This window comes from Novosphingobium sp. CCH12-A3, from assembly GCF_001556015.1.
GTDB lineage: Bacteria > Pseudomonadota > Alphaproteobacteria > Sphingomonadales > Sphingomonadaceae > Novosphingobium > Novosphingobium subterraneum.
Genome location: NZ_LSIA01000057.1, coordinates 1 through 12,532, shown reverse-complemented (window position 1 = coordinate 12,532; position 12,532 = coordinate 1). Strand labels below are relative to the sequence as shown.

Annotated in this window: 16 protein-coding genes; all 16 read left to right on the top strand. The window is 61.2% G+C overall.

Annotated features, from left to right (window positions below):
- The first annotated feature begins 1 nt into the window (after window position 1).
- The 16 genes from AX703_RS04185 to hypB all read left to right on the top strand — a co-directional run bounded on the left by AX703_RS04185 (window position 2) and on the right by hypB (window position 12,095).
- On the top strand, window positions 2–319 hold the full coding sequence (locus AX703_RS04185) for a hypothetical protein (protein WP_041384263.1): 318 nt from the start codon (window positions 2–4) through the stop codon (window positions 317–319).
- The gene (locus AX703_RS04180; protein WP_231735372.1) at window positions 292–792 is read left to right on the top strand and encodes a hydrogenase maturation protease; all 501 of its coding nucleotides are present in this window, start codon (window positions 292–294) and stop codon (window positions 790–792) included. The genes AX703_RS04185 and AX703_RS04180 overlap by 28 nt, the downstream gene beginning before the upstream one ends.
- 3 nt (window positions 793–795) lie before the next feature.
- Window positions 796–1,107, top strand: a complete 312-nt coding sequence (locus tag AX703_RS04175; RefSeq protein ID WP_011536529.1) for a hypothetical protein — start codon at window positions 796–798, stop codon at window positions 1,105–1,107.
- A 97-nt stretch (window positions 1,108–1,204) separates the two neighbouring features.
- Complete coding sequence (locus tag AX703_RS04170) at window positions 1,205–2,203, top strand: hypothetical protein (protein WP_011536530.1); 999 nt, start codon at window positions 1,205–1,207, stop codon at window positions 2,201–2,203.
- Between the two features lie 12 nt (window positions 2,204–2,215).
- Window positions 2,216–2,422, top strand: a complete 207-nt coding sequence (locus AX703_RS04165; RefSeq protein ID WP_196490157.1) for a hypothetical protein — start codon at window positions 2,216–2,218, stop codon at window positions 2,420–2,422.
- Window positions 2,423–2,433: 11 nt separating this feature from the next.
- On the top strand, window positions 2,434–2,655 hold the full coding sequence (locus AX703_RS04160) for a hypothetical protein (protein WP_041384247.1): 222 nt from the start codon (window positions 2,434–2,436) through the stop codon (window positions 2,653–2,655).
- Window positions 2,656–2,659: 4 nt separating this feature from the next.
- On the top strand, window positions 2,660–3,526 hold the full coding sequence (locus AX703_RS04155; protein ID WP_041384249.1) for a NifU family protein: 867 nt from the start codon (window positions 2,660–2,662) through the stop codon (window positions 3,524–3,526).
- Entirely contained in the window at window positions 3,523–4,701 is a 1,179-nt protein-coding gene (locus AX703_RS04150) for an NHL repeat containing protein (RefSeq protein ID WP_041384250.1), read from the top strand. Before AX703_RS04155 ends, AX703_RS04150 begins: the two co-directional genes overlap by 4 nt.
- The gene (gene hypF / locus AX703_RS04145) at window positions 4,698–7,064 is read left to right on the top strand and encodes a carbamoyltransferase HypF (protein ID WP_231735371.1); all 2,367 of its coding nucleotides are present in this window, start codon (window positions 4,698–4,700) and stop codon (window positions 7,062–7,064) included. The genes AX703_RS04150 and hypF overlap by 4 nt, the downstream gene beginning before the upstream one ends.
- Entirely contained in the window at window positions 7,055–7,351 is a 297-nt protein-coding gene (locus AX703_RS04140) for a HypC/HybG/HupF family hydrogenase formation chaperone (RefSeq protein WP_011536535.1), read from the top strand. The genes hypF and AX703_RS04140 overlap by 10 nt, the downstream gene beginning before the upstream one ends.
- Window positions 7,348–8,031, top strand: a complete 684-nt coding sequence (locus AX703_RS04135; protein WP_231735368.1) for an SIS domain-containing protein — start codon at window positions 7,348–7,350, stop codon at window positions 8,029–8,031. Before AX703_RS04140 ends, AX703_RS04135 begins: the two co-directional genes overlap by 4 nt.
- Entirely contained in the window at window positions 8,028–9,161 is a 1,134-nt protein-coding gene (hypD, locus tag AX703_RS04130; protein WP_011536537.1) for a hydrogenase formation protein HypD, read from the top strand. Before AX703_RS04135 ends, hypD begins: the two co-directional genes overlap by 4 nt.
- Window positions 9,158–10,207, top strand: coding sequence for a hydrogenase expression/formation protein HypE (hypE, locus tag AX703_RS04125; RefSeq protein ID WP_011536538.1), 1,050 nt, complete (start codon window positions 9,158–9,160; stop codon window positions 10,205–10,207). The genes hypD and hypE overlap by 4 nt, the downstream gene beginning before the upstream one ends.
- 15 nt (window positions 10,208–10,222) lie before the next feature.
- Window positions 10,223–10,942 (top strand): high frequency lysogenization protein HflD, encoded by a 720-nt coding sequence (locus AX703_RS04120; protein WP_011536539.1) that lies wholly within the window; start codon window positions 10,223–10,225, stop codon window positions 10,940–10,942.
- Window positions 10,942–11,184 (top strand): hydrogenase maturation nickel metallochaperone HypA, encoded by a 243-nt coding sequence (locus AX703_RS04115; RefSeq protein WP_011536540.1) that lies wholly within the window; start codon window positions 10,942–10,944, stop codon window positions 11,182–11,184. The genes AX703_RS04120 and AX703_RS04115 overlap by 1 nt, the downstream gene beginning before the upstream one ends.
- The gene (gene hypB, locus AX703_RS04110; protein WP_011536541.1) at window positions 11,184–12,095 is read left to right on the top strand and encodes a hydrogenase nickel incorporation protein HypB; all 912 of its coding nucleotides are present in this window, start codon (window positions 11,184–11,186) and stop codon (window positions 12,093–12,095) included. Before AX703_RS04115 ends, hypB begins: the two co-directional genes overlap by 1 nt.
- Window positions 12,096–12,532 lie beyond the last annotated feature (437 nt).

Here is a 12,532-nt window from a genome sequence, read left to right as displayed (position 1 = left end):
CATGGCCACTGATGCAGACGAAACCCTACGGCAGGAAATCGCGGGTCTTCTGGCTGGCGGCCTTGAAACCGAAGTCTTCCCCAGAGCCGAAGACTCTGCGCAGGTCAACGCGATCGTGTCCCGCCTGCAATCGGAAGGCAAGGATCTTGCTTCCAAGCTTGTGGTTGCTGGCTTTACAGATCACACCATCACGGCTGATGAACTGGAACAGCCCTGCGAAACCTGCATGTATTACCTTATCAAGCGCCGCTTCTGTGATCTGCCTGAACTTATGCTGCCGGTTGAACCCGAGTGGTCGTGCCGCCTGTGGCGAATTTAGACGCACCTGCCACTGCGATCATTGGCTGCGGCAATATCAATCGCGGTGATGACGGGGCTGGTCCGGCCGTCATCGCCCGGCTTGCTGCTGAAGATTTGCCGTCTGATGTAGAGCTGCTGGATGCCGGCACTGATGGGATGGCAGTGATGTACCGTGCGCGCGGGGCGCAGCAGCTTATCGTGATCGATGCAAGGGAGCCCGAAGGCAAGCCGGGGGCTATCTACGAGGTTCCCGGCGATGTGCTGGCGGCAGAACCGGTCCATGGCGTGGGTCTTCACGCGTTCCGTTGGGACAACGCCCTGTTTGTGGGACGCAAGATCTTTGGCGATGACTTCCCTTCTGATGTGCAAGTCTATCTGATCGAAGCGCAGACGCTGGACTATGCCACCGAGCTTTCCGGGCCGGTAGTTGCAGCGGTCGAGAAGGTGGCGGCCAAGATCGCGGCGCGGCTCGTCATCGCCCCCGAGGCTTAAGTCATGGAGCACACCATCTCCGTCGCGCGCGGGACGATCCGGTTTCCCGCAGGCCTGGTCGCTACCTATTTCTCGGGCATCGATGCAGTTGCGGTGCTGATCGATGGCGCGACCTTGCGGATTTTGCCGGTCTTTCACGCGGCGGCCGGAGGAGCGCTGTTGAAACAACGCAATGCTCAAGGCGATCGGGTGGTTGGCGCTTTCGATGTGTTCGAGGCGCATGGCCTCGCCGACTTCGAGGCGCAGGACGTCCCCGTAAGATGGTCAAGCGGAGACGCGGCGCTTCTTGCGGACCTTCCCGTAACTGATAACTAAGTTTACATAACGAAAAACTGATAGACAATTCATCCGGCGCTCGTTTTAAGAGCTGCAAGGCCCGAATCCGATCAAGGGGAGGCCGGGGAGAGTCGGGATGGTTGCGCTCAGTCGCACAGAGGATCAGCTGGCGGCCGCCTTGAAGGTGGTGGAGGAAAGTGACGCTTCGGTTATCGAGAAAGCCGAAATGCTCATGGAAATTGCCATGGGTCTTCAACAGCGGCCGAAGGAAGCCGACGACCTGCTGGCAGCCATCGAACTCTATGAACAGGCAATCCATCAGTGCGGAGACCAGGATGCACTGCTGACTGCCCGGATTCGTGCGCGAATGGCCACGGCGTTGATGGCAATACCCTCCGAAATTGCCGCACCGATCGAACAGGCTCGTGACCTGCTGAAACAGGCAATATCGGTTTTGGCAGAGGGCGGCAGCGGCGAAGAGCTGGCTGAAGCGGAAATGAACCTTGGCCTCGCCCTGCAGACGCTTGCAGGCGCAGGCATGGCGCGAATTACAGATGCAATATCCGCCTATCAGCGATCGCTGCGGACGTTCAACAAGCTGCGTCATCCACGCGAATATGCCATTCTGAACAACAATCTGGCGACCGCCTTCCTCTCCGTTCCGATTACGAGCGATAGCGGCAAGATCAGCGAAGCGCTGGCGGTGCAATCATTTGAAGAAGGACTTTCGGCGGTCAATCTGATCGATCAGCCGATGGAATATGCAATGCTTCAGAACAATCTGGGCAATGCGCTGCAATATGCATCATCGAGCCACCGGGTCGAGAACGGTTTCCGCGCGCTGGAAGCCTATGACGAGGCGTTGAAGGTGCGCCAGCGGGACAACACTCCGCTTGAATATGCCAACACCATAGCGAACAAGGCCAATTGCCTTTGCAACCTCCCTGACGATCCGCAAGACGGAGAAGCGGGCAATCCACGCAACATCGCGCAGGCGATCAAGCTTCTGCGCGAAGCGCGCGAAATATTTGCCGCTGCCGGAGCGCAGGACCGGGCCGAGAGCGCGGCGCAAACAATCATCGAACTTGAAATGGCAGTGCGCGGCGAACCCTCGCGCGCCAACGGCGGATTTTAGAGAACAATGGAGGTGAATTTGCTCGTAATTTTACTGCTGGCCCTGGTGGCCGGAATAGCAGGGGCTCTTGTCGGCGGCGCGCTCTCGGGCCTGAAGATTGGCGGGGCTGCGCTGGGCAAGCAACTGGCAGCCCAACTGGGCGGGCTATACGGCCTGCTCGCCGGAGTTCCCGGTGTAGTCATGGGACTCGCCGTGCTGTTTTTCATGCAATCGGCCTGAGGGAGACTACCATGTTTGATATGGTTTTCAGTTCAACCAAGTTGTTTTTTCAGGGCAAGCTGTTCCAGGATACGGCCCTCGCCATCCGTCTACTTGTGACCGGGGCTGCCGCAGCTACCGTTGCAACTGTATTGGTTGGCATGGTTGCACCACTTTGGGTAGCGGCGATTGCCGGGGGCCTGGTGGGCGGCTTGCTTCAGCCTTACCTCTACCGGAACATCAAGTACGCCTGATCCGATGTCAGAGGCGGATCCCCAGCGGCCCGAGCCAACGCTTTCCCGCCTGCTGGGGGATCTGACCGCGCTGGAAGCGCTGGCAGAGAACTGGGAAGAAGGTGCACGTAATGGTGCGCAGGCACGGGCAGCGGCGCTTGATGCGCTCAATGCCGAAGCCTTCCGTCGCCTGATCCGTTCGCTGCGTGAGCTGCCCGGCGCAGCCGAGGCCTTGCGTCAGGCGGCGGCGGACGAGGTGGTCTATTGCGTGCTCCGCCGCCATGGCATCCTCAAAGCCAGCCTGTTCGAGCGGGTCGATGCCGCGCTTGCCACGGTGCGCCCGACGCTGGCCGGCCATGGCGGCGATGCCGAACTGGTCGAAGTATCTGGCGACAAGGCAGTGGTGCGTTTTCTGGGGGCCTGTGATGGATGTCCCGCTTCGGCGCTGACTTTCTATGCCGGGGTAAAGAAAGCAATCACAGAGCAAGTGCCCGAAATCCGCGAAGTCAAGCAGGCCAAGGGGCTGGGCGGCGGCGGTGGTGATACGGTGCATTTCACTTCTCCCTTCGCCGCGCATGAGCATGAAGGCTGGCTCCATGCTCTGCAACTAACTGAATTGCCCGACGGGACGACTTCTGTCCTGGAGCTGGAAGGGCGTTCGCTGCTGCTTTCGCGATTCGGGGACAAGGTTACCTGTTTCGAGAACGCCTGTGCGCATCTTGGCATGCCGATGGACCAGGCGGAAATTGCCGATGGCTTCATCACCTGCCCGCATCATGGTTTCCGTTATGCGCTCGAAAGCGGTGAATGCCTGACGGCACCAGAAGTGCAATTGCAACCCCATGCCGTACGCGTCCGAGGGGATGCCATCGAACTGAGGCTGACGCGATGAAAGTATCGCTCGCGCCCTCCTTCCGTCCGGTCAAAGCCGAAGGGACGCAAATCGCGGGGGCACCGCTGCTGGAAGAAGGCGGGCCGCGCGTGGTACTCGGCTGGTCGCCGGGCGACGTTGCAACGCCGCTATCTCCCGCCGCTGCAAGCCTGTTCGGGCCGCGCGGTGTCTGCCTGCATCCTGATGGAACATTGTGGGTCGCGGATACCGGGCATCATCGGCTGCTGGGATGGCGAAAGATCCCACAATCGGACAATGAGCCTGCCGATATTCTGATCGGCCAACCGAGTTTCTGCCGCGAAGGCCGCAACGCCAAGGGGCCTCCCGGTCCTGCTACGCTCAATGTGCCGACTGGCCTGTGCGCATGGCGCGGCGGATTGGCCGTGGCTGATGCCTGGAACCACCGCGTGCTGATCTGGCGCGAAGTGCCAACAGGCAATGGCCAGCCAGCCGATCTGGTGCTGGGTCAGGAGGATAGTGAATCCGTTCTGGCCAATCGCGGCGCTGACCGTCCAACCTCGGCCAGCCTGCACTGGCCCTATGGCGTGGCCGAAGTGGCCGGCAGACTGGTCGTATGCGACAGCGGCAACCGCCGCCTGCTCGTTTGGAGCGATCCTTCAGAAACCGGCCAGCCAGCCGATCTGGTGCTGGGCCAGCATGACTTCTCTACGCGCGACGAGAACGCGGGCGGCGAAGTCACGGCGATGTCGATGCGGTGGCCGCATGGAGCCTGCTGGTGGAATGGCCATCTCGCGCTGGCAGACAGCGGCAACAACCGTGTGATGCTGTGGCGTGGATTTCCAGAGCACAATGGCTCGCCTTGCGACGCAATTCTGGGACAGCGGGACACCGCACATTGCGATCACAATATGTCCTCCTACTATCCCAGCGCGGCCAGTGTGAACATGCCCTATGCGACGGTTGAAGCCGGTGGCCAGCTGATTGTGGCCGATACCGCGAACTCGCGTCTGCTCGGCTGGGCAGACAGCGCCACCGGCATTGCGGCGAACCAGCTTTGTGGTCAGCCGGACTTCGCCAGCAAGGGCGACAATCGCTGGGGCATGCCCGAACGAGACAGCCTGTGCTGGCCCTATGGCCTGTCAGCGCTGGGTGATCTGGTGGCGGTTGCCGATAGCGGCAACAATCGCGTCCTTTTGTGGAATCTGGCGCGGTGACCGGCGAACGCCTTTTGGTACGCGGCCAGGTGCAGGGCGTAGGCTTCCGGCCCACTGTATGGCGGGTTGCACGCGAGCTTGAGCTAACCGGTGATGTGCGCAACACCAGCAGCGGGGTTGAAATTCGCCTTTGGGGCGAAGCGGTGTCGCGCTTTGAAAGCGAACTGCGCGCGGCGCTGCCTGCATTGGCGCGGATTGATGCGATAGAACGCGTGGCAATTGATGCTGTGCGGCCCGAGAGCTTCGTTATCGGTGCATCGGAAGGTGACGGCATGCGCGGGGCTGTAACGCCCGATGCGGCAATCTGCTCCGCCTGCCTTGAAGAAGTGCGCGATCCTTTCGAGCGTCGCTATCGCTACCCCTTTACCAATTGTACCGAATGCGGGCCGCGTTTCTCGATTATCGAGACCGGCCCCTATGATCGTGCCCGCACGACCATGAGAGGTTTCGCGATGTGCCCGGAATGCGGAGAGCAATATTCCGATCCGACAGACCGGCGCTTCCATGCCCAACCTATCGCGTGCCATGTTTGCGGACCGCGCGCATGGATCGAGCGCCTTGGCCCCGGTACTGTTAATCACGAAGCCTTTTCGATGATGGACGACGTGGATGCCGCAGGCGGCATGCTGATGAACGGGCATATCGTCGCCATCAAGGGGCTTGGCGGCTTTCATCTCGCCTGTGATGCCACCCGCGCGGAGGTGGTGGCCGATCTGCGTATGCGAAAACGGCGCAGGGGCAAGGCCTTTGCCCTGATGGCGCGCGATCTGGACGTTATCCGCCGTTATGCCGAATTCTCGGATCAGGAAGCCGAACTGCTGGCATCGCCTGAAGCGCCGATCGTGTTGCTGCGCGCATCGGGGGAGCCGCTGGCTGAAGCGGTGGCGCCGGGGCTGGACCGGATCGGCTTCATGCTGCCTCACACCCCGCTGCATCACCTGCTGTTGCGGCGGATGAAGCGCCCGGTGGTGATGACTTCGGGCAATCTCTCAGGCCGCCCGCAATGTACCTCTAACGAGCAGGCCCGTGCCGAACTGGAAGGCATTGCCGAATTTGCGCTGATGCACGACCGGCACATTGCCAACCGGATCGACGACAGCGTTACGCGGGTCGATCTGGGCCGGGTCCGGCTGCTGCGCCGCGCGCGCGGCTACGCCCCCAGAGCTATCGACTTGCCCACCGGCTTTCCGCGCGACCTCTCGCTGCTGGCCATGGGTGCGGAGCTCAAGAACAGCTTCTGTCTGGTGCGCGATGGCGAAGCTGTGCTGAGCCAGCACATGGGCGATCTGGAGGATGCGGCCACCGAAGATGATGTGCGCCGCAACCTCGATCTTTATACCCAGCTCTACGACCATCAGCCAGCGGCAATCGCGGTGGACGCGCATCCCGAATATCTTTCGACCAAGCATGGGCGCGAAATCGCGGATGGACGACCGGTGATCGCGGTACAGCATCACCACGCCCATATCGCCGCCTGTCTGGCCGAAAACGGCCGCTCGCTCGATGCCGCCCCTGCACTGGGAATTGCGCTTGACGGTCTGGGCCTGGGTGATGACGGCACGATCTGGGGCGGTGAGTTCCTGATCTGCGATTATCGCGGATACCGTCGTGCCGGGATGCTCAAGCCGGTCGCACTACCGGGTGGGACTGCGGCGATCCGCGAACCCTGGCGCAATGCCTATGCCCATTTGATGGCGCAGATGGGCTGGGCCGAATTCGCGATGAATTTCGCTGACCTGCCATTGTTTGCCCGCCTTTCCGCCATGCCGCGATCCACGATCGATGCGATGATCGCCAGCGGCACCAATAGCCCACTTTCTTCCTCATGCGGGCGGTTGTTCGATGCCGCAGCGGCGATCTGCGGTCTCGCCTGGGATCGGCAGGAATATGAAGGACAGGCAGCCATGTTGCTGGAAGCAGCAATCGATCCGGCGGCGCTGAATGAGCCGGACGATCTGGCCTATCCTTTTTCCATTCCGTTGCTGGGCGGGCGTGGGCTTCCCTATGTTGAACCGCTCGCCGTGTGGCGGGCGATGCTGGGTGACCTGCTGCTGAATACGCCGGTTGGGGTGATGTGCGCGCGGTTCCATCGCGGCCTCGCACGGTCTGTTGTGGCCATGGCGCAGCGCCTGACCGCAGACGATGGCCCTGATACTGTGGCCCTGTCTGGCGGCTGTTTCCAGAACGCCACGCTGTTCCGCCTGGTCCATGAAGGATTGGAACAGCTGGGGCTCAACGTCCTCAGCCACTCGAGAGTGCCCGCCAATGATGGCGGTCTGGCTTTGGGGCAGGCCGCTGTGGCCATGGCCCATTTGCACGAAGCGACCGCGGAAACCGAAAATGGGAGAGAAGTATGTGCTTAGGTATTCCGGGGCAGATCGTGGAGATCACCGATGCCGGGCGCAAGCTGGGCGTGGCCAATGTCTCCGGCGTGCGGCGCCCGGTCAACCTCGCCTGCGTTATTGGCGAAGGCAGTGTCGAAGACCTGATCGGCACATGGGTGCTGATCCATGTCGGATTTGCCATGAGCAAGATTGACGAGGATCAGGCGGCCGAAACACTGCGCATCCTGACCGAGCTGGGAGAGGCGCAGCAGGAACTTGCAGCCATGCGCGACGGCGATCGCGCGTTGGGAGACGCGCAGTGGTGACCACTGGCCCTGCCTTGAATGCGCTTTATCCGCATATGCGCAGAGGTGGCGAACAGCTCCGTGCCTCGGCGCAAAGCCTGCGCCATTCGGTTGAAAGCAAGGCTCGGGACCACACTGAGGTGTTCGGCAAGTTTTTTGCAGAACAGGCAGACGAACTGGTCGCCGCCGCGACCACGCTGGCCGCAAGCTATCGCCAGGGCGGACGCCTGCTGGCCATGGGCAATGGCGGATCGAGCTGTGATGCCGCGCATGTCGCGGTGGAGTTTCTCCATCCAGTGACCGCCGGAAGGCCGGCGCTGGGTGCGATCAACCTCGCGGCCGATGTCGCGATGCTGACGGCAGTCGGTAATGATGTCGGACAGGACCATGTGTTCGTGCGTCCGCTGATTGCCCACGGGCGGCACGGTGATTGCCTGATCGGCTTTTCGACCAGCGGCAATTCCGCAAACCTCATCCGGGCTTTTGCCAAGGCGCGGGAGATGGGCATTGCCACGATCGGCCTGGCGGGTGGTGACGGGGGCGAGATGGCCCGCGCCGGACTGGATCATCTGCTGGTGGTCCCAACAGGCTCGATCCACCGGGTGCAGGAATGCCACCTCGCGGCCTATCACATCCTCTGGGACCTGACCCACACGCTGCTAGCCAATGACCGGGCCGCACCGCTGGAGGCAGGCGCATGAAGTATGTCGACGAATTCCGCGATCCGGTTCGCGCCGGTGTCCTGCTCAAGGAAATCGAGGCCCTGACTGCACAGATCATGGCCGGGCGCGATCGCCCGGTCGTCATCATGGAAGTGTGCGGCGGCCACACGCATTCGATCTTCCGATACGGCATCGAGAAGATGCTTCCGCCGGAAATCGAGTTTGCCCATGGGCCGGGCTGTCCGGTTTGCGTGTTGCCGATGGGCCGGGTCGATGATTGCGTGGAACTGGCTATGAAGCCGGAGGTGATCTTCACTACGTTTGGTGATGCCATGCGCGTGCCGGGATCGCGGCTCAGCCTGCTAGGCGCAAAGGCCGAAGGGGCCGATGTGCGGATGGTCTATTCACCACTCGATGCCCTCGCGCTGGCCCGTGCGAACCCGGACCGCGAAGTGGTTTTCTTCGGCCTCGGCTTCGAGACGACGATGCCCTCCACAGCCCTGACAATCCTGCAGGCCCAGGCAGAAGGGATCGGCAATTTCTCGCTGTTCTGCAACCACATCACCATCATCCCCACGATCAAGGCGATCCTCGATTCACCCGATATGGGGATCGATGGCTTTCTCGGGCCGGGCCATGTCTCGATGGTCATCGGCACTGATCCCTATGACTTCATCGCACGCGACTACCACCGTCCGCTGGTGGTCGCCGGCTTCGAACCGCTCGACGTATTGCATTCGGTTTGGATGGTGCTTCGGCAGATGGCCGAAGGCCGGGCGGAGATCGAAAACCAGTATGACCGGATTGTGCCACGCCATGGCAATGAAGCTTCGCTGGCTGCGGTTACGGAAGTATTCGAACTGCGGGAATTCTTCGAATGGCGCGGGCTGGGCTCGATTGACCATTCTGGCGTCCAGATTCGCGAGGCCTATGCGGCCTGGGATGCTGAGCGAAAATTTGCCGTTGCATCGCCTAGCATTCCGGATCCCAAGGCTTGCCAGTGCGGCGAAGTGCTGAAAGGCGCGATCAAGCCATGGCAGTGCAAGCTGTTCGGTCGGTCGTGCACACCGGAAACACCGATGGGTGCCCTGATGGTTTCGTCTGAAGGAGCATGTGCCGCCTATTATCAGTATGGCGGGATCGATGCGGTGCCGGAGCCAGCGCAATGAACGCTGTAACTCCCACTGGCAACGGACGGCTGCGAGCGGAGCGGGTGACGCTGGCGCATGGCGGTGGCGGCAAGGCCATGCGGGATCTGATCGAGGATGTGTTTACCTCGGTTTTCGAACCCGACGGGTTGGAAGACCAGGCGCGGTTGAGCCACGAAATGTTGGCCGTGGAGGGTGCCCGGCTGGCCTTCACCACGGACAGTTTCGTAGTGCAGCCGCTCGAGTTCCCCGGTGGCGATATCGGCAAGATTGCGGTTTGCGGCACAGTTAACGACCTTACCGTCGGCGGCGCGCAACCGCTGTGGCTGTCGGCGGCCTTTATCATTGAGGAAGGCACCGAAGTCGCCTTGCTACGCCGCGTGGCAGCGGCCATGCGTAGGGCGGCCGACGAGGCCGGTGTGCGGATCGTGACCGGCGATACCAAGGTGGTTGAGCGCGGTGCTGCCGATACGCTTTTCGTCACCACTTCCGGAGTGGGAGTCATCCCTGCTGGACGCGAACTTGCCGCGGAGAAAGTTCGCGCGGGCGATGTCGCGCTGGTCAACGGTGTATTGGGTGATCATGGCGCCGCCATTCTGGCCGCGCGTGGAGACATGGCTTTCGAGGCGGATATTCGTTCGGATTGCCGCCCGCTCAATCACCTGATGGAAGCGGTGATCGAAGCCGCACCGGGTGTGCGCTGTGCGCGGGATGCCACCAGAGGAGGCCTGGCCAGCGCACTCAACGAAATATCGCAAGCCTCGGCCATCGGGATCGAGATCGACGAGGCCAGATTGCCAATGAGGGCCGAGGTCAAGGGCGTGTGCGAACTGCTCGGGCTTGATCCACTCTATCTCGCCAATGAAGGGGCGCTGGTGCTGTTCGTTCCAGAGGAGCAGGCGGAAGCTGCGCTGGCAGCCATGCGCTCAACCGAGGCAGGGCGCGATGCAGCCATTATCGGGCGCGCGGCAGAGATGCGCAGCCCGCGCGTGGTCATGCATAGCCTGTTCGGCGGAAGCCGGATCGTCGACATGCTGGTCGGCGAGCAACTGCCGCGTATCTGCTGAGGGAGAAGACCTGCCATGCAACTCTCGTTGATCGCCCTGGGTTTCCTTGCCGGAATGGGCCATGCGCTCGAACCCGATCACCTCGCCGCAGTCGGTGCCATGGCCACGGGACGGAATTCGCGCCGGTCGATGGTGCTGCGGGGTGCTGCGTGGGGGCTAGGGCATACGCTCACCCTGCTCGCGATCTGTTCTGCAGTGATCCTGCTGGGCATGGCATTGACAGGCCGCACGGCAGCCCTTCTGGAGAGCGCCGTTGGCTTCATGCTGATTCTGCTGGGGGGTGATGTACTTTGGCGGATGCGCAAGGCACGGGTGCATTTCCACCTGCACGATCATTCCGATGGCGAACGTCATTTTCATGCTCACAGCCATCTTGGCGAACGGGCGCCCCATGATGCGAGCCGCCACGAACACTCTCACCCCCACAAGTTTCCCTTGAAAGCGCTGGCTGTCGGGCTGGTGCATGGCGCGGCAGGATCGGCTGCCCTGCTTACCCTGGCAGTCGCTTCGGTTGGTGATCCTCTGCTGGCGGTTATCTATGTCCTGCTGTTCGGAGTTGGCTCAATTGCAGGAATGGCTGCGCTCAGCTTTATCGCCTCCTGGCCGCTTGGCTATGCAGAGCGTGTTGCCTTGCGACTTCATCGAGCGCTGAATCTGTCGTTGGCTGTGCTGGCACTTGGCCTGGGATTGCACACGATCTACGCCAACCTGTCTGGCGTGTTGGGGGCGGCCTGATGCACGAGCTGTCTCTTGCCCGGAATATTGTCGCCATTGTTGGTGATCACGCGCAGGGTCGGCGGGTGTCGCGTGTGCGCCTGGCAGTCGGCCCCTATGCCTGCGTAGAGCGCGAGGCGATCCGATTTTCATTCGAGGTGGCGAGCGAAGGTACGCTGCTCGAGAAGGCTGCACTCGAATTTCTGGAAGGCGAGACCGACCAGTTCATCATCAAGGATTTCGATATGGAGGAAATGGCCTGATGTGCGGCACCTGCGGATGCACCGATCCTGACAACGAGATCGCGATGATTGACCCGGAAACCGGAAAGCGAGTGCTGCTTCGCAGCGGCGATGACCATTCCCACGATCATGACCACTCCCACGATCATGACCACTCCCACGATCACACTCATTCACACGATCATGATCATTCACACGGGCACCATCATCACCACCATCATGATCACGGGCATGACCATCACCACCACGGCGAACAAGCGGCGCGTGTATCACTGGAAACCGCCGTGCTTGACCGGAATGATCGCCAGGCGGCTCGCAACCGGGGCTGGTTCGAAGGGCGCGGTGTTGTCGCGCTCAATCTCGTCAGTTCGCCAGGGGCTGGCAAGACGACCTTGCTCGAAACCACGATCCGGGCGCTGGAAGGAAGTCTGCCGATTGCCGTTATCGAGGGTGATCAACAGACGGCCAATGACGCCACGCGCATTCGCGAAGCGGGGGCCCGTGCAATCCAGATCAACACTGGGGCCGGCTGTCACCTCGAAGCCGATATGGTTGCCCGCGCTGTTGAAGAACTCGCACCGAAATCCGGCTCGTTGCTGCTGATCGAGAATGTCGGCAATCTTGTTTGTCCGGCGATGTTCGATCTGGGTGAACGGATGAAGGTCGCCGTTATCTCCACCCCGGAGGGCGAGGACAAGCCACTCAAATACCCGCACATGTTCCGCGCAGCAGAGCTGGTGTTGATCAACAAGATCGACCTCGCCCCGCATGTTGGATTCGACGAGGCCGCATGCCGTGCAAACATCTCCGCAGTAAACCCCAATGCGCTCGTCTTGCTGGTTTCCGCCCGCACCGGTGAAGGGATGGACGCGTGGTACGATTTTCTGCGAGCAATGGCGTCAGCAGCCGCAGATGGCGGGTGCCTCATTTAGGCGGGACTGCCCACGGGATTAAGATCGTCATCTTGCCCTATCGAGGAATGGCGTCTTTCTTTAGTTTTAGCGCACAGACCGGACGGTCCGAAACCGGCCCAGATTCGGCCATTTCGGGTGGCCAGGTTAGGCAGGAAATGAATTTCTCGCTTTATGCAAACTCGAAATCGGCAACGGTCGCCATTGCGGCGGATTCTGAATTCGATTCGCGCGAAATACGGCACCGGTGGCACAGGAATCCGTCGTCGCATGCGCTCATTCGCGCAAGGCTGGCTCAATATCAGGCCAACGCAGAATAATGTTCAGAACTGAAGCTGGCGATGTCGTTTATCCTACAAAGTCTTTAACCGTCCAGAATCCTTTCAAGTAACTCAAATCGCTAAGAGCCCGATCCGAAACTAAGTTGAGTGGTATCAGTGGGTTAGCTTGACGACCCG